We start from the raw sequence: 23,208 nt of genomic DNA, 5'->3' as shown, positions 1-23,208 counted from the left end.
TGCGTAATGCCCGAAAATCGCGCAAAATTGAAACCGGAAAGATTGAATCGTGAACGAATTGCTGACTGCTGCCCAAATGCGCGCCATTGAGTCCGCTGCAATTGAGTCCGGTAACGAGAGTGGGCTTGAGTTGATGGAGCGGGCCGGGCGGGGCGTGATTACGGCGTTGTTTGATGAATGGCCGGACTTGGGAGCCGCACCGCATAGGGCGGTGGTGTTTTGTGGCCCGGGGAACAACGGTGGCGATGGTTACGTGGTGGCGCGGTTGCTCAAGGAGTGGGGCTGGGAAGTTGAGGTTTTTGCTTACGGAAACACCGGAAAACTGCCGCCAGATGCGAAGGTAAACTATCAGCGATGGGCGCAACTGGGGCAGGTGCATGAATTGTTCGATGTCGACTGCGCAGATCGTCTTGCGCTGTTCGAAGAGACTTGTTCGAAAATTCGGGAGTTTGCGCCGAAACTGATTGTAGACGCATTGTTTGGCACGGGGGTAAAGCGCGCTTTGCCGCCTGTGCTCAAAGCCTTGGTGGAAAATCGTTTCGAACGGCTCCGGTCTGGTGAGAGATTAGCGGAGTTTCGGGTCATCGCTGTGGATGTCCCTAGCGGGCTTTGCTCTGACAGTGGGCGCGCGTTGGTCGACCCGGCGGGAGATGCGCAAGCGGTATCAGTGACTGCGGACCTTACGGTGAGTTTTCATCGCAAAAAGCTTTGCCATGTGCTGGCGGACGGCGGGTTGAGCTGTGCGCATGTTAAAGTGAGCGACATCGGTCTAGATCCACGTTCGCGCGCGCCTAACCAACTGGTTGAGGACGGCTTGCCGTTGTCGAACGAGGTGGTCAGACTGTTATCGCGACCAAGTCTTGAGCTGGCAAAACACGCGAGCGCTCACAAATACTCCCATGGTCATGCTCTGATTCTAACTGGCGGCTTTGGCAAAACCGGCGCGGCGCGGTTGGCAGGGCGGGGGGCCTTGCGGATCGGAGCGGGGTTGGTGACGTTGGGCGTGCCGGGGGCGGCGCAATTGGAGGTGGCGTCGCAAGTCACGGGTTTGATGCTGACGCGTGCGGGTACTGCTGAGGAGTTGTCCAAGGTATTGGAAGATGCGCGGATCAATGCCTTGTGTCTGGGGCCGGGCATGGGGGTGGAACGTGCGCGGGCGTTGGTCGAAGTCGCGCTTGGCGGAGAACGCTCCCGTCCTACGGTTTTGGACGCTGATGCTTTGAGTGCGTTTGTAGAGGAGCCGGAGGCTCTATTCGCAATGCTTCACGCCGGCTGTGTGCTGACGCCGCATGGCGGTGAATTTAAGCGATTGTTCCCGGACATTGCGACGAAACTAGAGGCGCCGGCAATCCGCGGCCCGGCGTTTTCCAAGGTGGATGCAACGCGCGAGGCGGCGGCGCGGGCAGGCTGTGTGGTGTTGTTCAAGGGTGCGGATACGGTGATTGCCGCGCCGGATGGGCAATGTGCCATCAATTCAGCGTTTGATGATCGCAGCGCTCCGTGGTTGGCAACGGCTGGATCGGGAGATGTGCTGGCCGGGTTTGTTACCGGCCTGTTGGCGCGCGGGTTTGACACGATGAAAGCGGCGGAAACCGCGGCATGGCTGCACGTGGAATGCGCACTAAGCTTTGGCCCCGGTTTGATTGCCGAAGATATCCCGGAGCAATTACCCAAGGTTCTCAGCGTGCTAAAGGACTAGTCACGCAGCGTTGCGCAGTGCCTCTTGTGGCTCACAGGCCATTTCGAGGCCATCAACATATAAGATATGCGGCGCGTCAAAGGTCAGTTGAAAGAGCGTCACCGTGTGACAGCCTGCGTCATCAATGAATTCGCCGTCAACCAACTTGTGCGCAGGGGCGAGCACCTGTTTGCGGCCAAACAAAGCTTCGGCGCGCCAATCTCGGAGCAGTATTTTCTGCATGGCGGGGAGGAGCGTATCATGCTCTGGCCGCGTGTGCCCGAGCGTGCCCGCCTTGATCGATACCATGTCGCATGTGAATTCAATCGGCTCTACACCGCGCAGAATTGCCATGCCTACATCACGCGTGATGACGCGGTCGCCCGGCGTGAGGTATTCGACCGGGATTGCACCGTCGAGTGTAAGAATTGAACAGCCCGCGGCAAAACCGGGAACATCCATATTTTGGGTGGCGCGCGAAGAAACGACGCGCGTCTGGCCCAAGGGCATTTTAGTCATGGGCAAAACCTGCTCTGTCTGCCTTATATTTTTGCACCACATTATGGCAACATTAGGTTAATGTCGCCTGTTTTTTTGCTCTCGCCAACGGCGCGTGGCTTTGCTATCACCCCGCTCGGACGCGGGTGTGGCGGAATTGGTAGACGCACCAGATTTAGGTTCTGGCGCCTTTGGCGTGGGGGTTCGAGTCCCTTCACCCGCACCACCCCCTTTGATTTATGCGCTTTCTAAGCGCGCATTCGCTCCATTCCCCCTTGCATCGCTGACGCGCCAACCCTAGAAGGGCGTCTGATTTATATGGGCGCCGCTGCGTCCGATCCGCTATGCAAAGGACATGAAAATGCAGGTCACCGAGACCCTGAACGAAGGCCTCAAGCGCGCCTATAAACTGATGCTCACAGCGCAGGAACTGGACGACAAGGTCAATGCCAAGCTGGCCGAGGCGCAGCCTGAGGTCGAGATGAAGGGCTTCCGCAAGGGCAAGGTGCCAATGCCGATCCTGAAAAAGCAATTTGGTCAGAAGGTTCTTGGCGAAGCGATGCAGGAAAGCATCGACGAAGCAATGGGCAAGCATTTTGACGACAGCGGTGAGCGCCCGGCGCTTCAGCCCAAGATCGAAATGGTCGATGGCGAGAAATGGAAAGAGGGTGATGATGTCACCGTCGAAATGTCTTATGAGGCGCTGCCGGAAATCCCTGAAGTCGACCTTAAGAAAGTCGAACTTGAGAAGATGGTCGTGAAGGCCGGTGACGATGAGGTCAAGGAAGCTCTGGAAAACCTCGCCGAGTCGGCGCAGGATTTTGTGGCCCGCAAGAAAGGCTCCAAAGCCAAAGACGGCGATCAGGTTGTAATCGATTTCGTTGGCCGTGTGGATGGCGAAGCATTTGAAGGTGGCGCGGCGGAAGACTATCCGCTCTCGTTCTCGGCTCGTCGTCGTTCATTCCCGGCTTCGAAGAGCAGCTTGTCGGCGTGAAGGCTGACGAAGAGAAAGACGTAACCGTCACATTCCCAGAGGAATACCAAGCCGAAGCGCTGGCGGGTAAAGAGGCGGTCTTCTCTTGCACCATCAAGGAAGTGAAAGAGCCGAAAGCCGCCGCGATCGATGACGAAATGGCCAAGAAATTCGGTGCAGAAGACCTCAATGCGCTGAAAGCGCAGGTTTCGGAACGTCTGGAAGCCGAATATGCGGGTGCTGCTCGTGCGGTGATGAAACGCGGGCTTTTGGACGCCTTGGACAAGATTGTTAGCTTTGATCTGCCGCCGAGCCTTGTTGAGGCAGAAGCCGGACAGATCGCGCACCAGCTGTGGCACGAGGAAAACCCGGACGTGACCGATCACAACCATGATCCGATCGAGCCGACAGAAGAGCACACGAAACTGGCTGAGCGCCGCGTGAAGCTGGGGCTTTTGCTGGCTGAGCTTGGCCAGAAGGCCGAAGTGGAAGTGAGCGACGCGGAAATGACCCAAGCGATCATGAATCAGGCGCGTCAGTATCCGGGCCAAGAGCGCGAGTTCTTTGAATTTGTGCAACAGAACCAACAGATGCAGCAACAACTGCGCGCGCCGCTGTTTGAAGACAAGGTTGTCGATTACGCCTTTGAACTGGCCACGGTCAAGGACAAGGACGTGTCCAAGGACGATCTGCAAAAAGCTGTTGAAGAGCTGGAAGACGAGTAATCGCTTCGCGTACTTCGAGTTAGAGAAGGCCGCCTTTCGGGGCGGCCTTTTTCGTTTTTGCGGGTGGGTTAAAGGGCAGAGAGGGCGGAGCGCACGGCATCAACCAGCTTGTCGGTCGGCTCAACGCCAAAGGAAAGGCGCAGGAAACCGGGGGCCACGTCATCACCCCAGCGGGCCCGGCGGTCTCCAGAGCTGTGCAAGCCGCCAAAGCTGGTGGTTGGGGCGAACCCTGCGAGCGTGAGAAAGCGATCGGCGGTGGCCGCGTCAGCGAAGGTCGCGCCAATCAGAAAACCTTGATCAGTCGCCTGAGGATGTTGCGCGGGGAAAAGGATGTCTTCTGCGTTCTCGGTCTCTTGCAGCAGGGGCAATACGGCACGGGCGTTGGCGCACATGCGTTCCAAGCGGACTTCCAAGGTTTCAAGCCCGCGGATAAGCAACCAAGCCTCCTGCGGGCCGGGGTTTAGCCCCATCAGGGTGCGGACCGCAAGTACACGTTCCATAAGCGCGGCGTCAGCGCTTGCAACATGACCCATCAAGAGGTCGGAGTGCCCGCCCATCGCCTTGGTGTCCGAGACGACCACCGCATCAGCGCCTAAATCCAGAGGGTTTTGCAGGAGTGGCGTGCAGACAGTATTATCCACCACTAGCTTGGCCCCTGCATCGTGGCACTTCGTGGCGAGGGCGGCGATGTCGATCAGGTCTAGGCCGGGGTTCGACGGTGTCTCAACTATGACAACATCAAAGGCGTCGAGCACAGCATGTTCGATTTCGGCGGCCGGACACGTGTCACACGCAACCCCAAAGGGAGCGAGGATATCGGTCAGAAGATTGCGCGCAGCGTAGTAGCCATCGGACAAAGCGAGAACCCTGTTGCCGTGCTTTAACATTGCCATAAGCAACCCGGCGTATGCGCCCATGCCAGAAGGAAACGACAAGCATGGCGCCCCTTCGAGCGCCGCAAGGCGGGTTTCAAGGGCTTCCAGCGTTGGAGAATTTCCACGACCATAAGTGCGGTTCGGGTCCGGCTGCTCTGGCAGGGCGAAAACCGAGCTCATTACCAGTGGGTCGGGGACTGGTGCGCCAGGTTCAAGGGCGGCGGACCGGCTATGAAGCATGTCAAAAAAGCGGGTGATATGCGTGTCGGACATGGGGGCCTCTTTGCTTTATTTGGCGCGACTATGGTCACGATTGTCGCAGCGTCACAAGGCCTTGCAAGTTGACCGCGTCCGCACTGCGATGCAGGCTTGCCTAAAAGGGAGACTAATATGGCGCATCTTGGTTTCACGGGCGAGGAATTCAGCGCGTTTCGCAATGTTGAGCGCGACGGGCCGATCCATATGCTGAACTGTGTCGCATTGCGTGATGAGGCGCAGTACGAGGATGGGCGCAAGGTCAGCGGGGCTGAAGCATACGCGACTTATGGCCACGAAACCGCGCATATCCTTGAGCGGTTGGGGGGGCGAATTGTTTGGCGTGGCAAGATGGAAGCCATGTTGATCGGTCCTCAGGATAGCGAAGAATGGGACCTTTGCTTTATTGCCGAATACCCATCGGTTGATGCCTTTGTCAGTATGATCAAGGACAGTGAATACCGCGAAGCGATGGTCCACCGGCAAGCGGCGGTCAAAGACTCTCGGCTGATCCGAATGGAGCCTCAGTCGCTGGGCGAAAATTTTGGCGGCTAGGATAGGGACCCTAGCCGTAATGGAAACCTAGTTCACGCGCACAGGTAAGCGCGCGTAGCCGCGAAACCGCGCCAAAGGCACCAATTCGCTTTCCCCATTGACTTGCAATTTAGGAAAGCGACGCACGAATTTGCCCAGTGCGATGCGCCCTTCGATCCGGGCGAGGGTTGCACCAAGGCAAACATGTATTCCGGTGATGAAGGCGATATGGCGGTTGGGTTTGCGCGTAATATCGACAGCGTCTGGCGTCTCAAACACCGCAGGGTCGCGGTTGGCGGCGGCGATAGATGTGTGGATATAGGTCCCTTTGGGCAGCACCTCTCCGCCGGAAAGGGTGATCTCTTCACCTGTAAGCCGATTGCCGATTTGTAGAGGCGATTCAACGCGCAGGAACTCTTCGACAGCAGTCGAGATATGAGAGGGGTCTCTTGCAGTTTTCGATGCTGCTCAGGCGCACCAAGCAAAATGCCCACGGAATTGCCGACAAGGCTGGTCGTGGTTTCATGACCTGCATTCAGAAGGAAGATACAATTCTGGATCAGTTCTTCTTGGGTCAAAGTGTGCCCGTCATGCTCCCCAAAAATCAAGGAATCCAAAACTTCGCCTTGTGCCGCACCTTCCGGGTTGGCGCGGCGGTGGTTGATCAGATCATCAAGGATCTCGGAAAACTCGGTGACGGCGTCATTGCCTGCTTGCATGCGCTCTTGGGGAACAACCGGGTCGAGCGCCCCGAGAATTGCCAACGAAAAATCGCGCAGTTTTGAGCGATTGCTTTCTGGAATTCCAAGCATGAAGGAAATGATTTCGGTTGGCAGGGCCTTGGCAAAATGCTCGATCAGGTCCAACTCGCCCATATCCTCTACTTTATCGAGCAAACGGTCGACGATCTCGTCGATCAAAGGTTCGAATTCAGCGAGTTTGCGCGGGGTGAAGGCCCCTGAAATCAGTTTACGCACGGTGGTGTGATACGGTGGATCATTGAAGATGAGCGACGTGGTGTGGTGGGTATGAAGCGGGCATTGTCCAAATTTACGGCCAAATTCATCGGTTTTGTCGCTAAGCATCGCCCGAGATTGATAGACTTTTTGGCAATCGGCGTGGCGGGTTAGAAAGACAGACCCGTCGCCGTTTCGATGCACTGGGCTGTCACTGCGGAGTTTGTGTAAAGTTGGGTAAGGGTTGTTGATAAAAGCTTGGTCGATGCTCATCAGGTCAAAATCATTGATGTCGTCGTACATAGGTCCCCCTCCCAAGGTAACTTGTGAGAACATGGTAAGGATGCTTACGACCTTGCGCAAGGGCGCGTTTAGGGTCTGAGGCCGGTCTCTTTGAGCAGGCCGAGCCGCTTGGCCTCGTAATAGTAGCCACGCGCATACCACATCACGGCCTTGTCGCGATCTCCGCCCGACACCATCCATGCGCCCCGGAGGTATTTGACCGCATACTTAAGGTTGGTGTTGGCATCGAGTAATTCCGAAGCCGGACCCCGATGGCCCATGCCGCGCGCGGTGGCGGGCAAAATCTGCATCAGGCCGTAGTAGGGACCATTGCGCGCCCAAGGGCGATGGGTGCTTTCGCGCACGATTTGACGATGGACCAGATCGCGGGGAACTTCATAATGATCGGCCCATTTGTTGATCAGCAGGCGCAGCTCGGGTGTCTCGTTCGGAAAGAGAGGCGGGTTGTAGCCGCCTGCTTTTGGGGCAGTGGATTTTCTCTGCTGTGTTGCACAAGCTGAAAGCCAGGGCAGGGCAGCGATGCCAACGAGAAGGTTTCGGCGTGTGAATTGGACCATGTCGGGAGTATAAGCTTTCACGAGACGCGTGAAAGGGGCGCTTGTCGTAACTTGTCGCGGCTGGCGAGACCTCGCCCACCGCAGCTCAGATGTTGCTGCGATCGGAGCTTTATCAGGTTGGCAGGCAAAAAAAACGCCGCGCGAAAGAACGCGCGGCGCCTCATTGATTAGGATTTTGACAAAGCTCAGGCTTCGTCTTCGCCCTTGGTGTCGCCTTCGACGGGTTCGCCTTCGCCCTCAACTTCGACACCTGCGGCTTCGGCAAGGTCGTCGTCTTCGGATGCGGCCGCGCCGATATCGTCAAACAGCTCAGCGATTTCGAATTCAGCAGCGGCTTCCTCTTCGGCGGCCAGTTCCTGAATCGATTTGCCGGAGGCTTGCAACTGTGCTTCTTCTGCCGAACGTGCAACGTTCAGCTGAATAGTTGCTTCCACTTCGGGGTGGAGAACGACGTGCACATCGTGCAGGCCCAGATATTTGATTGGGCGCGACAGAACGATTTGCTTCTTATCGACGGAGAAACCGTCTTCGGTTGCGGCATCGGCGGCATCGCGGGGCGTGACCGACCCGTAAAGTGCGCCTGCATCCGAAGCCGAGCGAATCACGATGAACTGCTGACCGTCGAGTTTGGCCGCCAGGGATTCGGCTTCTTTCTTGGTTTCGAGGTTGCGCGCTTCAAGCTGGGCTTTTTGCGCTTCGAAACCGGCCACATTGGCATCTGACGCGGTCAGCGCCTTGCCTTGGGGCAGCAGGAAGTTGCGAGCGAAGCCGGGTTTAACATCAACCACGTCGCCCATCTGGCCAAGCTTGGCCACACGTTCAAGAAGGATAACTTGCATTTGCTTTTCTCCTTACTTCACGGCGTAGGGAAGCAGGGCGAGGAAACGCGCGCGTTTGATGGCGCGGGCCAGTTCCCGTTGCTTCTTGGCCGAGACGGCGGTGATACGGCTGGGCACGATTTTGCCACGCTCGGAAATATAGCGTTGCAGGAGTTTCGTGTCCTTATAGTCGATTTTCGGCGCATTCTCACCCGAGAACGGGCAGACCTTGCGGCGGCGGAAAAATGGTTTTGCAGCCATGGTTTATGTCCTTTCTATCCGGGCGTTCAGCGGCGCTCGCGACGGTTGTCGCGTTCGTCACGTTTTTGCATTTGAACCGACGGGCCTTCGGCGTGCTCATCGACCTTGATGGTCAAGATGCGCATCACGTCATCATGCAGGCGCATAAGACGTTCCATTTCCTGAACGGCGGGCGCAGGTGCGTCCGAACGCAGGTAGGCATAGTGGCCCTTGCGGTTTTTGTTGATCTTGTAAGCCATCGTTTTGACGCCCCAATACTCGTGATCAACCAGCGTGCCGCCGTTGTCCGAGAGGACGGTGCCAAAATGTTCGATAAGACCCTCGGCCTGGGTGTTGGAAAGATCCTGGCGCGAGATGAATACATGCTCATAAAGCGGCATGTGCATTCCCTTCATTTTCAAGCGCATTTCATAGGAGGGGCCAACTAAGATCTTTCGCGGCTCCTCCACGAGAGACTGCGCGGGTGTGTATCATTGCGAAAGATCGCGCGTCTTTACGATGGATTGCAGGGTGACGCAAGCACGGATGATCCCGATTTCCGGCTTCTGCTGCGTCTGAATTGTGACCAGTCGAGCGGAAGCGCCCTGCTTTTGCCCCATTCGGTCCGAAACTTTTCTCAATTGAACCCAATTGGCGACGCTTTGTTCACCGAAATTCAATCTCAACAAAAGGCCAGACACAAGGCCGGGTTGCGAAAAAGGGACTGAGACATGGTTGCAATGCCCGATATTCTGAACATCGAGGATAGCCCAGAAGTGGCTATCGAAGGTCACGCCACAAGCGCTGCGCTGGCAACATTTTTCGGCGTGGTTCTTTGCGTCGCAGCTCTTGGTCTTTGGTTAGTTCCGGGCGCAAGCTTTGATCCGGCGCTGATGTTGATAAAACTTGGCTTGTCTATCTTCCTTATGATCGGTGGTTCGATGTTTCTTGTCGCCGCACGTCGCGACACGCACCCCGAAGTGCAGCTTGATAGCCGTCGCGGTATTCTGCGTGTGATTGAACGCAACGACCGTGGGCGCGTCGAAGATACATTCGAAGTCGCTTATGATGATCTGAGCGAAGTGGATTTTCGCGATGGCATGTTGATCGCACGCGATCACCACGGTCAGTCCATTCTTGAAGTCCCGGTCGAGAACGCCGGTGACCTTGATGAAATTCGCGCGGCACTTGGCCCGGCGTTTAGCCGCGCAGCCTGATCTTTTCATATCCCGACTATGCGGGGCTTATCGAAATTCACCGCTCGCCTCTTGCCAGAGGAGGGCGGTTTCCTGTTTGGCGGTTTGGCTTGGCGTTGCACTGAACCGCGCGGCACGATATCCCGATCAAAGATATGATTTCGGGAGGGGCTAATGAGCCGCGCATTCGTTTTTCCGGGGCAAGGTGCCCAAACCATCAGTATGGGGCAGGCTCTGGCCGCTGCCTATCCCGCATCCAAAGCTGTTTTCGACGAAGTTGATGACGCGTTGGGTGAAAAGCTTTCCAGTGTGATCTGGGAGGGGGAGCAGGACCAATTGACCCTCACCCAGAACGCGCAGCCTGCTTTGATGGCCACATCGCTCGCCGCGATGCGTGCTTTGGAGGCCGAAGGCCTTACGATTGAGACGGCCGCCTTTGTTGCAGGGCATAGCCTTGGCGAATATTCGGCTCTAGCAGCGGCCGGTGCGCTGTCTATCACTGATACGGCACGGTTGTTGCGCACGCGTGGGAAGGCCATGCAGGACGCTGTTCCGGTCGGTGTTGGCGCGATGGCGGCACTTCTCGGGCTCGATTTCGACGCAGCCCGTGCAGTGGCGCAAGAGGCGGCGCAGGGTGAAGTGTGTCAGGCGGCAAACGATAACGATCCAGGACAGGTGGTTGTTTCCGGTCACAAGGCGGCGGTGGAGCGTGCTGTTGATCTGGCAAAGGAGCGCGGCGCTAAGCGCGCGGTCTTGCTTCCGGTTTCGGCACCGTTCCATTGCGCGTTAATGCAGCCAGCCGCAGATGTCATGGCCGAGGCGCTTGCAAATGTAGATATTAAGGCTCCGGCGGTTCCCTTGATCGCCAATGTGCGCGCCGCTCCGGTGAGCGATCCGGCTGAGATTCGCAATTTGCTGGTCGAGCAGGTGACAGGCTCGGTTCGCTGGCGTGAGTCCGTGATGGCGATGGACGCTGCAGGCGTGACCAGCATTTGGGAGATCGGCGCCGGAAAAGCGCTTTCGGGAATGGTGCGCCGGATCAACCGCGCAATTGTCTGTCAGGCGGTCGGAACGCCGGATGATGTAAAGGCTGCTTTGGACGGCTAAAGCCGTCCTGCGGTGCGGCATAGTTGAAATTGAAAGGCGAAGAAAATGTTCGATCTGACAGGAAAATGCGCGTTGGTGACGGGCGCTTCGGGCGGAATTGGCGGCGCAATTGCCAAAGCGTTGCACGCGGCAGGCGCAAGTGTTGCGCTGTCCGGAACGCGGGTTGAGCCGCTTGAGGCACTGGCCGCAGAGTTGGGCGAGCGCGCTTTCGTTTTGCCTTGTAACCTGAGTGATGCGGAAGCAGTTGATGCGTTGCCCAAACAGGCAATCGAGGCAATGGGCAGCGTTGATATCCTGGTGAACAACGCTGGCATCACGCGCGATCAGATTTTTATGCGGATGTCGGATGACGAATGGCAGAGCGTTCTCGATGTGAACCTAACCTCGACCATGCGGCTGTGCCGTGGCGTCATGCGCCCAATGATGAAGGCGCGATGGGGCCGGATTATCAACATCTCCTCGATTGTTGGGGCGACGGGCAATCCCGGTCAGGCGAACTATGCCGCATCAAAGGCCGGCATGGTGGGGCTTACGAAGTCCATTGCTTATGAGGTTGCCTCGCGCGGGATTACGGCCAATTCTGTAGCGCCAGGCTTTATTGCGACGGCGATGACTGACAAGCTGAGTGATGACCAAAAAGACAAGATCAACGCGCAGATTCCTGCGGCCCGCATGGGCGCCGCCGAAGAAATCGCCGCAGCGGTGCTCTATCTTGCGAGCCCGGAAGCCGGGTATGTCACAGGATCGACGTTGCACGTAAATGGCGGCATGGCGATGCTCTGAGCAATTCGGCCAAGGCGGCGCGAAAGCGTTTGCCTTGGCCGCGCCATATGCTATAGGCGGCGCAGATTCACTTGTGTCCGTGCTAAAACGGGCCGTGATGTCCCACGCCTGTGCGAGGGGAGAGCGCCCCGCAAGGGGCAGAACCTCTGACCCCGAGGGGCGAGGGCAGGAACAGGGCCAAGTGGTCCGAAGAACATGAGGATTGTAACATGAGCGACGTCGCAGACCGCGTGAAGAAAATCGTTGTTGAGCACTTGGGTGTGGAAGAAGACAAAGTTGTCGAAAACGCATCTTTCATTGACGATCTTGGCGCAGACAGCCTTGACACTGTGGAACTGGTAATGGCCTTCGAAGAAGAGTTCGGCATCGAGATTCCTGATGACGCGGCCGAGACCATCCAGACCTTTGGCGATGCTGTAAAGTTCATCACCGAAGCGGCCTGATAGCCTAACGCATCACGAGATTTTAAACGGCTCCTACCGATTGGTGGGGGCCGTTTTTTTCGTTTCAGCTTGCCTCATCGACGCAATCAGCGGCTTTGGCCGCAATTGAAGTGCAACCTGTCGATTCGAGATAAGTTGCAAAATCGTGTATCATTAAGCTCTGACTGAATTGACGCGACGCATGGTGCGGCGCGGTCTTCTTTGGAGGGCTGCCATGATCATCTATCCAACATTGGAACTGCAAAACGGAAAATGTGTAACACTTCGGCGCGGACGGTTTGATGAACCGTCGATTTTTCACGTCGATCCTGTTGAAACCGTTCAAAAATGGGCGGCGGAGGGTGCGCATTGGGTTCACGTAACAGATTTCGATGCGATTGCCGGGACGGGCAACAACGCTGGTTTGATCGAAGAGATTATCAGGGTCGTGCCAGCCTCGGTGCAGCTTGCCGGTGGGTTTCGCTCTGCTGAGCAGGTGTCTGGTTGGATCGACAAGGGGGCCGGGCGCATTGTGCTTGGAACCTTGCCTGCGCGTGACCCCGACACCGTGAAACGCTTGGCGCGTGACTATCCGGACCAGATCGTGTTGGCACTGGATATCTGGCAGGGCCAGCTGATGACCGATGGTTGGCAAGCGCCCGCTGCAATTGCCCCAGAGGCCTTCTTGCAAAGCTATGCTGGCGACCCGTTAGCCGGGGTTCTGATCACCGATATTGATAGCGATATCGAGGAAAGCGATGGCACCTTGGGGGTGATCACTGCCCTTGCCGCCCAGACGCGCCATCCGGTGATCGCGAGCGGGCTTGTGCGCGGGGTTGATGATATCGCACGGCTCAGCCACGTGCCCAATATCGCGGGAACGCTGGTGGGCCGGGCGCTGTTTGCACAGGATGTCGATCTTGTTGAGGCGCTGTCTATTGCGCAGCCCTCAGCAGAACGAGTGGCGGAATTTCTCTGAACAGGGAATTGCAGGGTCGCGCGATTTGCCCTGCCTCTTGCCCCAGTGGCCCAAGCCGCGTAAACAACGCTGAAACAAAATTCCGTGGGGAAGGGGCATTCTCATGCGTCGAGTGGTAGTTACAGGGCTTGGACTGGTTACACCTTTGGCTACAGGAGTCGAAGAAAGCTGGAGCCGTTTGCTTGCGGGCAAATCCGGCGCGGGCAAAATTGCACAATTCGACACCTCACGTGTGACCACTGACTACGCCTGTGAGGTCAAACACGGCGACGGCACCGACGGGACGTTCAATTCAGACGATTGGGTCGAGCCCAAAGAACGTCGTAAGATTGATGATTTCATCCTCTATGGCATTGCTGCTGCGGAGCAGGCGGTCAAGGATGCGGACTGGACCCCGGACGACGAAGAGAGCTTGCTGCGCACTGGCGTAATGATCGGTTCGGGGATTGGCGGGCTGAAATCCATTGAGGCGACAACGCTTTTGATGGCTGAAAAAGGCCCGCGCCGGGTATCTCCATTTTTTATTCCGGGGGCTTTGATCAATCTGATCTCTGGGCAAGTGCAGATTCGTTATGGTTTCAAAGGTCCAAACCATGCGGTCGTTACGGCTTGTTCGACGGGTGCTCACGCGATTGGCGATGCGACGCGGCTTATCAAATATGGCGATGCAGATGTAATGGTCGCCGGTGGCGCCGAGGCGGCGATTTGCGAGATCGGGATCGCGGGCTTTAACGCATGCAAGGCGTTGTCGACCAAGCGCAGTGACGATCCGCAATCTGCAAGCCGCCCCTATGATGCGGACCGTGACGGGTTTGTCATGGGTGAGGGCGCTGGCGTCGTTGTTTTGGAAGAATACGAACACGCCAAGGCGCGTGGCGCCAAGATTTACGCCGAAGTGGGCGGCTATGGCCTGTCGGGCGATGCGTATCACATCACGGCGCCAAGCGAGGATGGTGATGGCGGATTCCGCTCGATGAACGCGGCGTTGAAGGACGCAGGGGTTGCGCCGGCTGAGCTTGACTACATCAATGCGCATGGCACCTCGACGATGGCCGACGTGATCGAGCTTGCGGCGGTTGAGAAGCTGTTGGGCGATGCTGCGGGCAAGGTGACCATGTCATCGACCAAGTCGATGACGGGGCATTTGCTAGGCGCTGCTGGCGCGATCGAGGCGATCTTTTCGATCCTTGCCATTCGCGATCAAGTTGTGCCGCCGACCATCAACCTTGATACGCCTGCGGTCGAAACGCCGCTTGATCTGGCTCCCAACGTCAAGCGTGAGCGTGAAGTCAACGTGGCGCTCTCCAATAGCTTTGGTTTCGGTGGCACCAATGCCAGCGTGATCTTCAAAAAGGTCTAACCACATGTGGCGACATTTTGCCTCGAACGCGATTACGATGTTGATCGTGATCGTCTTTCTGATTGGCGGGGTTATCCTTTGGGGACAGTCGGAATATACCGCCGAGGGCCCTCTGGAAGAGCCGATCTGCCTGCGGGTTGAACGCGGGAGCAATGTCAGCCGTGTCTCTAACCAGTTGGAAAGCGAGGGCGCTGTTTCTTCTGGGATGATTTTCCGCTTGGGCATGGACTACAGCGATTTGACCAGCCAGCTAAAGGCAGGGTCCTTTCTTGTACCTGATGGCGCGTCGATGTCAGAGATTGCGGAAATCGTGACGCGGGGCGGGGCAAGCACCTGTGGCACTGAGGTCGTCTATCGGATCGGGGTGACGCGGCAATCGGTGCAGGTGCGCACGCTTGACCCCGCCACAAACCAATTTGTTGAAGTGGCTAACTTCAACCCTGAAGAAGCAGCGGCGCCTGAAGAATTCACCAAGGTGCGCGCTCAAAACGATACCCGGTATCGCATTGCAATGGCCGAGGGCGTGACCAGTTGGCAGGTCGTTGAAGCGCTCAAAAGCATTGACGTTCTAAAGGGTGAGATCACCGATATCCCGCCCGAGGGTATGTTGGCGCCGGACAGTTACGAAGTGCGCGTTGGCGACGACAGAGCCGCGCTAATTAAGAAAATGCAGGATGCGCAAGCCGCGTTTTTGGCAGCTGCATGGGAGGGACGCGACAGTTCGCTTCCATTGTCCAGCCCGGAGGAGATGCTTGTTCTGGCTTCGATCATCGAGAAAGAGACCGGCGTGCCGGAAGAACGGCGACAGGTGGCCAGCGTTTTTATTAACCGGCTGAACAAGGGGATGCGGTTGCAAACCGACCCTACTGTTATCTACGGCATCACCAACGGTCAGGGTGTTTTGGGCCGTGGCTTGCGTCAGAGCGAGCTGCGCAAGGCGACGCCCTATAACACTTATGTTATCGAAGGGCTGCCGCCGACCCCGATCGCCAATCCGGGGCGTGCAAGTCTTGAGGCAGCGGTGAACCCGGACAGCACAGAGTTTATCTTTTTTGTTGCCGATGGGACCGGGGGGCATGCATTTGCCACTACGCTGGAAGAGCACAACGCAAATGTGAAGCGTTGGCGCGAGATCGAAAAGCAGCGTGCAAGCGAATAGCCCGCGTGGGATTTGATTGCAGTCTTTCTGATTGATGGGACTGCGCGCTATAAGGCGCGTTGATTCTCTTGTCGCCTAGGCTCGGGCCACGGAAGCAGTTCTATTTTTTGTGCAATCGGCGCGGTGAAAGATCTGCGTAGCCCCGGTTGGTTTCAGGTAGCCGTTTCAACGGGTTAGAAACCTTAGCTTGATCGTCACCAACTTGTTGCGTTCGCATAGTATTCGAAATCAACTGAGCGCATATCGTGGGGCTTGTCGGATGCTTGCCACGATATATAGTGGAGCCAAGTCAACGACCCACAAAGGCAGATGGCAAAGCCGGGGCATTGCAAGAGCAGGACGGACGATGGACGGAGATTTTAGAGCGGATTTTGTCAGACAGCCGGGGGCATTGAAGCATTACCCGGCCTTGGTTCTCAATGCGGATTACAGGCCGCTTTCCTATTACCCGCTCAGCCTCTGGCCTTGGCAGGAGGCGGTCAAGGCGGCCTGGCTCGACAGGGTGGATATCGTCGCCGAATATGATCAGGTGGTGCGCTCTCCAAGCACCGAGATCAGGATCCCTTCGGTGGTTGTTCTGAAAGATTATGTAAAACTGGGAAAGCGCGTGGCCTTCACGCGCTTTAATCTTTTTTTGAGGGATGAATTCCGCTGTCAGTATTGTGGTTCGAAAGGAGATCTTACCTTTGACCACGTGGTGCCGCGCGCATCGGGCGGGGTGACGAGCTGGGAGAATGTGGTGGCCGCGTGCAGCCCCTGCAACCTCAAGAAAGGTTCGAAAAGCCTGCGCAGGGCGGGGATGAACCTGTTCAAGACACCGCGGATGCCCGCCGCCGAAGAATTGCGTAATCTGGGGCGGAAGTTTCCACCGGGCCATTTGCATGAAAGCTGGATGGATTTCCTGTATTGGGACGCCGAATTGGACGCGTAGCAGCGGCCATAGCTGCAAATGAAAAGGGCGCCTTAAATCAGGCGCCCGTTCTATTTCTTATAGCTAGATCGCGTTTAGCTTGCCGGTTTAGGTGCCGGGGTCGCCGGGGTCTTGGACAGCGGGTCGTCCTGACGCTGAACCGACCCTTCGAAATGCGCGCCGCTTTCGATTGCAATGGTCTTGTGAATGATGTCGCCTTCGACCCGTGCGGTCGAGGTCAGGCGTACTTTGAGGCCGCGCACACGACCCACGATGCGGCCATTGACCACGACGTCATCCGCAATCACTTCGCCTTTGACGGTGGCACCATCGCCAACGGTGAGAAGGTGGGCACGAATGTCGCCCTCAACTGTGCCTTCGATCTGAATATCGCCGGTGGTTTTAAGATTGCCGGTGATGTGCAGGTCGGCAGAGAGCACGGATGCTGGCGGTTTGGCCTTGGGGGTGGCCGGTGCCGAGGAGGATTTGAACTCGGACCCAGCTTGCGGCGCTGCGGGCTTGGCAGCGGCGTCTGCGGGTTTCGGTGCCTCCGGCTTGGCGCCGGGCTCGTTGATTTTGCTTTTAGAAAACATTGTTCGCAGCCTTGATGTAGATCATGGGGTTAACGGCCTTCCCGCCAACGCGCACTTCGTAATGCAGGTGGGGGCCAGTGACACGTCCAGAGGCTCCCATATCACCAATACGCTGGCCGCGCGAGACTCTTTGTCCAACTTTCACGCGAATTTTGTTCAGATGGGCGTAGCGGGTTTCGATTCCGAACTCGTGCTGGATCTTAACCAGACGGCCATAGCCCGAGCCCCAACCCGCATGGGTGACCACACCATCGGCGGTCGCATAGAGGGGGGTGCCGACGCTGCTGGCGAAGTCCACGCCCTTGTGCAGGCGGCGTCCGCCGGTCTTGGGGTCACGGCGGTAACCAAAGCCCGAGGTGAAACGGAAGCTGGATTTAACAGGAATAGCAAAAGGCGCTTTGGTGGCCGCAATACGATACAGGTTGAGGCGGTCCATCTGGTTCAGGATGCGGTTGGCACGGTTGGCATCGACGCCCGGCTCTTCGCCCTTGGTAGAAAAGGTGAGGGGCATCAGCGGCCCACCTTGGCCGGAATAGCCGCGGCGCACCTGCTTGAGGATCGAGTCGGTGTTCATACCGGCCTGCCGGAACATCTTGTCCAGAGGTTTGACCGAAATCGTCATGGCCTCTTCGAGCTGGCGGAAAATCTGATCGTTCTGATCCTGCATCAGCTTGATTTTCAGAGCCATTTCATCGGCTTGATGCAGTGCGTTTTGCGCGTCGGCGATGACTTTGTCACGCTCGGCGGCGGTTTCAGAGAGGGCACCTTGTAGGGCGGCGATGGCCCCATCAAGGGCCGGGTTGGACCCGGGCAGGGTGCCGTTCGAGCCACTTTCGGCCAGCGCAGTTTTCAATTCGCCAAGGGCGACACGGGCTTGATCCCGTTCCTTCATGGCGCTGCGCAGGGTGGTCTGAATAACCTCGATCCCGGTTTCAAGCTCGCGGCGGCGGGTTTCGGAGGCGAGGAGTTCCGATTGCATCACCGAGATTTGTGCCAATGCGGAGTTGAAACGGTCCTGCGCGGCGAGCGCCTCTTCTGCGCGGCTGTCACGTTGTCCGGCGAGGAAATTGAGGCGGGCTTCATAAGTGCGTTGATCGCGCTTGGCCTGTTCGCGGAAGTTGCCGGAACCAATCAGATCCATCAACAGGATCGCGGTTGCAATGATCGCCCAAGAGACAATCGCAGCACTTCCCAGAAAGCCGACGAGCTGAACGCCCGGCCGCAGGCGAATGAAGCGTGTATCGGCATCCGAACGCAAGAATAGGCGGCGTTCGGGGAAATAGCGCTCAAGCACTGCGTGAAAGCGGATAGCCAGTCGTGATCGCACGGAAACCTGTCCCTTCGTCCCATCCCAAAGAGAGCGCTGTATCCCAGAGGCCACAACCGCCCAGAGAGTGATTAGCGAGTGGGTTGCCCTAGGGCAAGGTCTTTGGGCCGCACGATTCGCTGTGACGCTGGGGCAGTACGGTATCCGGCGAAAATCCGCCGATATTAGGCACTTGTCTGACGCAGTGAAGCCGGTTTCAGTCTTGCTCTGTCAGGGGCCAATAGAAATCAGGGGGGATGCCGGCCTCGGCGCGCTTTTCTTCGTTGAAGGGGGGCTTGAGTGCGCCGTGGAAATAATTGCGCACGAGGCGGTGAAACTCCCCCGTAGGGTCAATGTTATGGCGGCCGCAAAGGAAGTGGAACCACTTGGAGCCATAGGCCACATGGCTAACCTCTTCGGCATAGATCGTTTCAAGCGCGTCAACGGCCTGGGTCTCTTTGGCGTTGCGGAAAATCTTGATCATGCCGGGGGTCACATCAAGGCCTCGGGCCTCGAGCACCATTGGCACAACGGCCAGACGGCCCATGATGTCATCCACTGTATCTTCTGCGGCGCGCCACATGCCTGCATGCGCAGGCAGGGCGCCATAGTGGCTTCCCAACGCTTCAAGGCAGTCGCACATCAGGTTGAAATGTTTAGATTCTTCGTCTGCGGCCTTGACCCAGTCGTCGTAATAGCCAAGCGGCATGTCAATGTCGCTAAACCGGGCGATAATGTCCCAGTGTAAGTCAACGGCGTTAAGCTCGATATGTGCCACGGCATGCAAAAGAGCGATGCGGCCCTGCGGGCTTCCGGGGCGTCGGCGCGGCACGTCGCGGGGATCGAGGAGTTCGGGTTGGGGCGGGCGCGCGGGGTGGAGCGGCGGCATGGCCTTGCCGATTTCAAGCGGTTCACCGGCGGCGCGCGCCGCGCGCCAGCGAGCGGCGTGCGCGTGAGACAGCGCCGTTTTGGCGCGACCATCCGGACAGCGCAGCACCTCTTCGGCCATATTTGCAAGGCTCAGCGTCATTCAGAGCGCCTTGGCGGCAGTCAGCACCTCTTCGGCGTGACCGTCGACTTTTACCTTGCGCCATTCGCGTACGACCTGACCAGAAGCGTCAATCAGGAACGTCGAGCGCACGATGCCCATGAAGGTTTTTCCATACATCTTTTTCTCTTGCCAGACGCCAAAATCTTCGCAGGCGGAGCCGTGTTCATCCGAGAGCAGGTCAATCGTCAACTCTTGCTTGCTCGCGAATTTCTCATGACTGGCGATGCTGTCTTTCGAGAGGCCGTACACCTTGACACCGAGCGCATCAAAATCGGGTTTGAGCAAGGAAAAGGCGATGGCTTCTTTGGTGCAGCCGGAGGTGTTGTCGCGCGGGTAGAAAAACAAGACAACCGGCGCGGGCTTTACCGCCGAGAGGGTGACGGTGTCGCCCTTGTCAAATGGCAGGGTGAAATCCGGGGCGGCATAGGGAAGGTCGGGCACGGGCAGCTCCTTGGGGGTTGGCGGAGGGTGTTCACGGAAATTCTGGTTTCATATTAGGGCGTAAGCAGCGAGAATAGTAGGGGAGTTATACGCGTCACCTAGACGGGATCAATCCTGCGCAACAAAGGCCTGAATGAGCGACACACCTACCGATATGCCTGCCGAAGACCCTGCATTGCCGAGCGAAGACGCGGAGGCAAAGCCGGGCAAGGGCAAGAAGAGGCCGCTTCGGCGCAAGCTGGGGTTGGCAGCGCTATTCTCTATGCTTGTGCTGGTGGTGTTGGTTGGGCTTGCGGCGTTTTTGATGATTGGGCGCCCGTTGGTGGCGCCGGAATGGCTTAAGAGCAGGATCGAGACGCAGATCAACAACCAGTTTCAGATGGCGCAGGTTCGGCTGGGCGGTGTGAGCCTGATTGTTGAGGACATGTGGTTGCCGCGCGTCAAGCTGGACGATGTTGAGGTGCTGGGCGCTGCGGGCGAGCATGTTGTGCGCCTGTCCGATGTGGAAAGCACGCTGGCGCTTTCACCGCTGATTAAGGGACAGGTGCAGCCAGCGCAGATCTGGCTGACCGGGGCGCAGCTGGTTTTGCGGCGTGACGAATCCGGCCGCGTGCGCCTGAGCTTTGATCAGGCGACGCCCGCCGCGTCGCAGGCGGCGAGTTTCGTGCAATTGATCGAACAAGTTGACCGTGCGTTGATAAGCCCAGCCTTTGCCGACCTGACAAGTTTTACCGCAGATGGTTTAACCATTCGTTACGAAGACGCGCGCGCCGGGCGGGCCTGGACCGTGGATGGCGGGCGGATCAGTTTGACGCGCATTGAGGGCTATTCTGACGCTGCGCGGAGATTTTGCGGTTCTGAGCGGCGGAGCATCGGCGGCGGCGATTGAAATGAGCTATCAGAGCCGGATTGGGTCTGCGGCGGCCACCTTTGGCATGAATTTCTCGGATTTGCGCGCGGCAGACATTGCGGCGCAATCTGCGGCTCTTGTCTGGCTGAATGTCTTGCGCGCGCCGATCGCGGGTGCGCTGCGTGCGTCGACGGATGATGCGGGGGCGCTTGGGCCATTGTATGCCACGTTGCATATCGGCGAAGGGGTGATGCAGCCCACGGATCAGACCAAGCCGGTGCCGTTCCGCTCGGCTAGAAGCTATTTCACCTATGCGCCTGACAGTCAGGCGATGCAGTTTAACGAAATGTCGGTTGATACCGCGTGGGGGTCGGCGCGGGCCGAGGGCAAGGTGGTGCTTGGTAAAATCAAGAATGGTCTGCCCACTGAATTCGTCAGCCAAATGCGGCTGAGAGATATTCAGGCCAATCCGATGGCGTATTACGACGAGCCGGTGACATTTTCGAACGTCCTGATGGACGCAAGGCTCAATCTTGATCCGTTCCAGCTTTCTATTGGGCAACTGACGTTGCGCGATAGTGATGGCAAGCTGGTGGTGAGCGGCGATTTGCGGGCGGGGGCCAAGGGATGGGATGTCAGTCTTGCCGCGAAGATGGACCAGCTTAGCCCGGATCGGCTTTTGGAATTGTGGCCCGCGGAGTTGAGCACCAATACGCGCGACTGGATCGAGCGCAATGTGTTGGGCGGGCTGATCCGCAACATTCAGCTTGGCCTGAAATGGGAGCCGGAGCAAAAGCCGATCACGCAACTGGGGTTTGAGTTCGAAGCGTTGGACACCCTGTTCATGAAGACCATGCCGCCGGTCCGCGGCGCACGCGGCCACGCGACGTTGTTTCGCAATATGTTCACGGTGAGCGCGGAAGGCGGTTTGGTGACGCCCGAAAAAGGCGGCGCGCTTGATATTACGGGCACGGTGTTTCAGATTCCTGATGTGACAGTCAAACAGGGGCCAGCCGAAGTGCTGGTGAACACGCGCAGCACCATCACGGCGGTTCTTTCGATGCTGGACCGGGAGCCGTTTCAGTTTATCACGAAATCCGGTCAGAGCGTCACGGTCGCGGATGGGCGGGCAGAGGTGCGCGGGAAAATCGGTTTTTCCCTAAAGAAAAAAGTACCGGTCGAGGACGTGACCTATGACGTGGTTGCCGACCTCAAGAACGTGCGCAGCGAAACCCTGATCCCCGGACGGGTCACGGCGGCGCCAGTTTTGAAAGCAACGGCAAACGGCAAGGAGCTTAAGATTTCCGGCAAGGCGCGGGTCGGGCAAGTGCCGGTGGAGGGGGTTTTCACCGCGCCTCTGGGCAAGCCGAAGGCGGGGAGTGCTGCGCCGGGCAAGAGCCGGTTGGAAGGCACGATCGAGCTGTCCCAACGCTTTGTTGATGAGTTCAACATTGGCCTGCCATCGGGCAGCGTTTCCGGCGCCAGCACGGGGCGCATTACCATCGACATGCAACGCGGCGAGAAGCCGGTTTTCGCGCTAAGCTCGCGGTTGTCGGGGCTTGCGCTCAGGATACCGCAGATTGACTGGGCGATGGGCAAGGCCACGCGCGGCACGCTTGAGGTGGCCGGGCGGCTGGGGGCGCCGGTCGAGGTGAACAAGATCGCGTTGACCGCGCCGGGGTTGCGGACGTCGGGGAGCTTGTCGCTCAATTCCGACGGAAGTTTTCGCGAGGCGCGGTTCGCGCGCCTGCGGGCGGGGAGTTGGCTGGATGCGCCAGTGACGTTGATCGGGCGTGGTGCGGGGCGCTCTCCCGAGGTGCGGGTGTCGGGGGGCACGGTTGATTTGAGCCAGACGGAGGTGGGCAGTGGCACCGGGTCGAGCGCAAGCAAGGGCGGTGGCCCGCTCAAAGTGACGCTGGACCGGTTGAAGATCAGCGAAGGAATTGCGCTTACCGGCTTTCGCGGAGATTTCAGCACGGCGCGCGGTATGGATGGCAGCTTTGTCGGCAAGGTAAACGGCGGGGCGTCGGTAACGGGCCGGGTTCTGCCGCGTAACGGAAGAAGCGCGTTTCGTATTCAGTCGGACAATGCCGGTGGGGTGTTCCAATCTGCCGGGCTGTTCCCCAGTGCGCGGGGCGGCGCGCTGGACCTGACGCTTGTGCCGGGCGGTGGACCGGGCAGCTATGACGGGCAGATGACCGTCAAGAGCGTGTGGCTGCGCAATGCGCCTGCGATGGCCGCGCTTCTCAATGCGATCAGCGTGATTGGATTGCTAGAGCAGCTCAGCGGGCGGGGCATTTTGTTTTCCGAGGTCGAGGCACGCTTTCGCCTGACGCCAACGCAGGCGATTATCACCAAGTCGAGCGCGATCGGCACGTCGATGGGGATTTCGATGGATGGATATTACACGCTGGATAGCGGCGCGATGAACATGCAAGGCACGGTGTCGCCGTTCTACCTGATCAACGGTGTCGGCTCGGTCCTGACGCGCAAGGGCGAGGGGCTGGTGGGCTTTACCTATCGGCTGAAAGGGACATCGGCCAAGCCAAAGGTGCAGGTCAACCCGCTCTCGCTGTTGACGCCGGGCATGTTTCGCGAGATTTTCGCCGCCCACCCCCGAAGCTGACTCAATAGAAAAG

General features: G+C 58.0%; 23 protein-coding genes, 1 tRNA gene and 2 pseudogenes. 14 read left to right on the top strand and 12 right to left on the bottom strand.

All coding sequences use genetic code 11. The features are described 5' to 3' along the window. The first annotated feature begins 49 nt into the window (after positions 1-49). Positions 50-1,699 (top strand): NAD(P)H-hydrate dehydratase, encoded by a 1,650-nt coding sequence (locus N4R57_12425; GenBank protein ID UYV35863.1) that lies wholly within the window; start codon positions 50-52, stop codon positions 1,697-1,699. Here N4R57_12425 and N4R57_12420 read toward each other — a convergent pair whose 3' ends face one another. Continuing rightward, positions 1,700-2,197, bottom strand: a complete 498-nt coding sequence (locus N4R57_12420; protein UYV35862.1) for a Hint domain-containing protein — start codon at positions 2,195-2,197, stop codon at positions 1,700-1,702. A 121-nt stretch (positions 2,198-2,318) separates the two neighbouring features. Between N4R57_12420 and N4R57_12415 the strand changes: the two genes are divergently transcribed. Continuing rightward, positions 2,319-2,402 (top strand) — tRNA-Leu (locus N4R57_12415). Between the two features lie 135 nt (positions 2,403-2,537). Beyond that, a pseudogene (gene tig, locus N4R57_12410) lies at positions 2,538-3,874 on the top strand (trigger factor). Positions 3,875-3,942: 68 nt separating this feature from the next. Here the strand turns inward: tig and N4R57_12405 are convergent. Further along, on the bottom strand, positions 3,943-5,022 hold the full coding sequence (locus N4R57_12405) for a PLP-dependent transferase (GenBank protein ID UYV35861.1): 1,080 nt from the start codon (positions 5,020-5,022) through the stop codon (positions 3,943-3,945). 117 nt (positions 5,023-5,139) lie between these two features. Between N4R57_12405 and N4R57_12400 the strand changes: the two genes are divergently transcribed. Continuing rightward, complete coding sequence (locus N4R57_12400) at positions 5,140-5,559, top strand: DUF1330 domain-containing protein (GenBank protein ID UYV35860.1); 420 nt, start codon at positions 5,140-5,142, stop codon at positions 5,557-5,559. A gap of 27 nt (positions 5,560-5,586) precedes the next feature. Here the strand turns inward: N4R57_12400 and N4R57_12395 are convergent, their stop codons facing one another. The 6 genes and pseudogenes from N4R57_12395 to rpsF form a co-directional block, all read right to left on the bottom strand. After that, on the bottom strand, positions 5,587-5,925 hold the full coding sequence (locus N4R57_12395) for a cytochrome P450 (protein ID UYV39566.1): 339 nt from the start codon (positions 5,923-5,925) through the stop codon (positions 5,587-5,589). A 119-nt stretch (positions 5,926-6,044) separates the two neighbouring features. After that, positions 6,045-6,623, bottom strand: a pseudogene (locus N4R57_12390) (cytochrome P450). A 242-nt stretch (positions 6,624-6,865) separates the two neighbouring features. After that, positions 6,866-7,354 carry a lytic transglycosylase domain-containing protein gene (locus N4R57_12385; GenBank protein ID UYV35859.1) on the bottom strand — a complete coding sequence of 163 codons (489 nt, stop codon included), beginning with the start codon at positions 7,352-7,354 and terminating at the stop codon, positions 6,866-6,868. A 185-nt stretch (positions 7,355-7,539) separates the two neighbouring features. Then, entirely contained in the window at positions 7,540-8,193 is a 654-nt protein-coding gene (rplI, locus tag N4R57_12380) for a 50S ribosomal protein L9 (protein ID UYV35858.1), read from the bottom strand. A gap of 12 nt (positions 8,194-8,205) precedes the next feature. Beyond that, complete coding sequence (gene rpsR / locus N4R57_12375; GenBank protein UYV35857.1) at positions 8,206-8,433, bottom strand: 30S ribosomal protein S18; 228 nt, start codon at positions 8,431-8,433, stop codon at positions 8,206-8,208. Positions 8,434-8,459: 26 nt separating this feature from the next. Then, on the bottom strand, positions 8,460-8,813 hold the full coding sequence (rpsF, locus tag N4R57_12370; GenBank protein UYV35856.1) for a 30S ribosomal protein S6: 354 nt from the start codon (positions 8,811-8,813) through the stop codon (positions 8,460-8,462). A 330-nt stretch (positions 8,814-9,143) separates the two neighbouring features. Between rpsF and N4R57_12365 the strand changes: the two genes are divergently transcribed. From N4R57_12365 to N4R57_12330, 8 genes are all read left to right on the top strand, one after another. Further along, on the top strand, positions 9,144-9,629 hold the full coding sequence (locus N4R57_12365) for a hypothetical protein (protein UYV35855.1): 486 nt from the start codon (positions 9,144-9,146) through the stop codon (positions 9,627-9,629). A gap of 153 nt (positions 9,630-9,782) precedes the next feature. Next, a complete protein-coding gene (gene fabD, locus N4R57_12360) occupies positions 9,783-10,715 on the top strand; it encodes an ACP S-malonyltransferase (GenBank protein ID UYV35854.1) in 933 nt (310 codons plus the stop codon). A gap of 45 nt (positions 10,716-10,760) precedes the next feature. Beyond that, the gene (fabG, locus tag N4R57_12355; GenBank protein UYV35853.1) at positions 10,761-11,498 is read left to right on the top strand and encodes a 3-oxoacyl-[acyl-carrier-protein] reductase; all 738 of its coding nucleotides are present in this window, start codon (positions 10,761-10,763) and stop codon (positions 11,496-11,498) included. Between the two features lie 209 nt (positions 11,499-11,707). Then, positions 11,708-11,941 (top strand): acyl carrier protein, encoded by a 234-nt coding sequence (locus tag N4R57_12350; protein UYV35852.1) that lies wholly within the window; start codon positions 11,708-11,710, stop codon positions 11,939-11,941. Between the two features lie 214 nt (positions 11,942-12,155). Beyond that, entirely contained in the window at positions 12,156-12,899 is a 744-nt protein-coding gene (locus N4R57_12345) for a 1-(5-phosphoribosyl)-5-[(5-phosphoribosylamino)methylideneamino] imidazole-4-carboxamide isomerase (GenBank protein UYV35851.1), read from the top strand. Between the two features lie 103 nt (positions 12,900-13,002). After that, positions 13,003-14,259, top strand: a complete 1,257-nt coding sequence (fabF, locus tag N4R57_12340) for a beta-ketoacyl-ACP synthase II (GenBank protein ID UYV35850.1) — start codon at positions 13,003-13,005, stop codon at positions 14,257-14,259. A 4-nt stretch (positions 14,260-14,263) separates the two neighbouring features. Then, positions 14,264-15,418, top strand: a complete 1,155-nt coding sequence (gene mltG, locus N4R57_12335; protein UYV35849.1) for an endolytic transglycosylase MltG — start codon at positions 14,264-14,266, stop codon at positions 15,416-15,418. Positions 15,419-15,764: 346 nt separating this feature from the next. Further along, positions 15,765-16,349, top strand: a complete 585-nt coding sequence (locus N4R57_12330) for an HNH endonuclease (protein ID UYV39565.1) — start codon at positions 15,765-15,767, stop codon at positions 16,347-16,349. 74 nt (positions 16,350-16,423) lie between these two features. On the opposite strand, the gene N4R57_12325 is transcribed toward N4R57_12330, so the two are convergent. From N4R57_12325 to N4R57_12310, 4 genes are all read right to left on the bottom strand, one after another. Beyond that, entirely contained in the window at positions 16,424-16,921 is a 498-nt protein-coding gene (locus tag N4R57_12325) for a polymer-forming cytoskeletal protein (protein ID UYV35848.1), read from the bottom strand. Beyond that, the gene (locus N4R57_12320) at positions 16,911-18,248 is read right to left on the bottom strand and encodes a DUF5930 domain-containing protein (protein UYV35847.1); all 1,338 of its coding nucleotides are present in this window, start codon (positions 18,246-18,248) and stop codon (positions 16,911-16,913) included. Before N4R57_12320 ends, N4R57_12325 begins: the two co-directional genes overlap by 11 nt. Positions 18,249-18,444: 196 nt before the next feature. After that, the gene (locus N4R57_12315; GenBank protein ID UYV35846.1) at positions 18,445-19,257 is read right to left on the bottom strand and encodes a ferritin-like domain-containing protein; all 813 of its coding nucleotides are present in this window, start codon (positions 19,255-19,257) and stop codon (positions 18,445-18,447) included. Then, on the bottom strand, positions 19,258-19,719 hold the full coding sequence (locus N4R57_12310; GenBank protein UYV35845.1) for a peroxiredoxin: 462 nt from the start codon (positions 19,717-19,719) through the stop codon (positions 19,258-19,260). Between the two features lie 133 nt (positions 19,720-19,852). On the opposite strand from N4R57_12310, the gene N4R57_12305 reads away from it, so the two are divergent. Both N4R57_12305 and N4R57_12300 read left to right on the top strand, forming a co-directional pair. Continuing rightward, positions 19,853-20,608, top strand: a complete 756-nt coding sequence (locus N4R57_12305; GenBank protein UYV35844.1) for an AsmA family protein — start codon at positions 19,853-19,855, stop codon at positions 20,606-20,608. Beyond that, a complete protein-coding gene (locus N4R57_12300) occupies positions 20,538-23,195 on the top strand; it encodes an AsmA-like C-terminal region-containing protein (protein UYV35843.1) in 2,658 nt (885 codons plus the stop codon). The genes N4R57_12305 and N4R57_12300 overlap by 71 nt, the downstream gene beginning before the upstream one ends. The last annotated feature ends 13 nt before the right edge of the window (positions 23,196-23,208 follow it).

The organism is Rhodobacteraceae bacterium D3-12 (assembly GCA_025916135.1).
Classification (GTDB): Bacteria; Pseudomonadota; Alphaproteobacteria; order Rhodobacterales; family Rhodobacteraceae; genus JAKGBX01.
Note: the sequence above shows the minus strand (reverse complement) of the source record. Positions and strands in the feature narration are given on the sequence as shown.

Bases quoted from the DNA above. Each gene is read 5' to 3' on its own strand.
- N4R57_12420 (UYV35862.1), bottom strand. From the start codon at position 2,197: ATGACTAAAATGCCCTTGGGCCAGACGCGCGTCGTTTCTTCGCGCGCC.
- N4R57_12405 (UYV35861.1), bottom strand. From the start codon at position 5,022: ATGTCCGACACGCATATCACCCGCTTTTTTGACATGCTTCATAGCCGG.
- N4R57_12400 (UYV35860.1), top strand. From the start codon at position 5,140: ATGGCGCATCTTGGTTTCACGGGCGAGGAATTCAGCGCGTTTCGCAAT.
- N4R57_12385 (UYV35859.1), bottom strand. From the start codon at position 7,354: ATGGTCCAATTCACACGCCGAAACCTTCTCGTTGGCATCGCTGCCCTG.
- rplI (UYV35858.1), bottom strand. From the start codon at position 8,193: ATGCAAGTTATCCTTCTTGAACGTGTGGCCAAGCTTGGCCAGATGGGC.
- rpsR (UYV35857.1), bottom strand. From the start codon at position 8,433: ATGGCTGCAAAACCATTTTTCCGCCGCCGCAAGGTCTGCCCGTTCTCG.
- rpsF (UYV35856.1), bottom strand. From the start codon at position 8,813: ATGCCGCTTTATGAGCATGTATTCATCTCGCGCCAGGATCTTTCCAAC.
- N4R57_12365 (UYV35855.1), top strand. From the start codon at position 9,144: ATGGTTGCAATGCCCGATATTCTGAACATCGAGGATAGCCCAGAAGTG.
- fabD (UYV35854.1), top strand. From the start codon at position 9,783: ATGAGCCGCGCATTCGTTTTTCCGGGGCAAGGTGCCCAAACCATCAGT.
- fabG (UYV35853.1), top strand. From the start codon at position 10,761: ATGTTCGATCTGACAGGAAAATGCGCGTTGGTGACGGGCGCTTCGGGC.
- N4R57_12350 (UYV35852.1), top strand. From the start codon at position 11,708: ATGAGCGACGTCGCAGACCGCGTGAAGAAAATCGTTGTTGAGCACTTG.
- N4R57_12345 (UYV35851.1), top strand. From the start codon at position 12,156: ATGATCATCTATCCAACATTGGAACTGCAAAACGGAAAATGTGTAACA.
- fabF (UYV35850.1), top strand. From the start codon at position 13,003: ATGCGTCGAGTGGTAGTTACAGGGCTTGGACTGGTTACACCTTTGGCT.
- mltG (UYV35849.1), top strand. From the start codon at position 14,264: ATGTGGCGACATTTTGCCTCGAACGCGATTACGATGTTGATCGTGATC.
- N4R57_12330 (UYV39565.1), top strand. From the start codon at position 15,765: ATGGACGGAGATTTTAGAGCGGATTTTGTCAGACAGCCGGGGGCATTG.
- N4R57_12325 (UYV35848.1), bottom strand. From the start codon at position 16,921: ATGTTTTCTAAAAGCAAAATCAACGAGCCCGGCGCCAAGCCGGAGGCA.
- N4R57_12315 (UYV35846.1), bottom strand. From the start codon at position 19,257: ATGACGCTGAGCCTTGCAAATATGGCCGAAGAGGTGCTGCGCTGTCCG.
- N4R57_12305 (UYV35844.1), top strand. From the start codon at position 19,853: ATGAGCGACACACCTACCGATATGCCTGCCGAAGACCCTGCATTGCCG.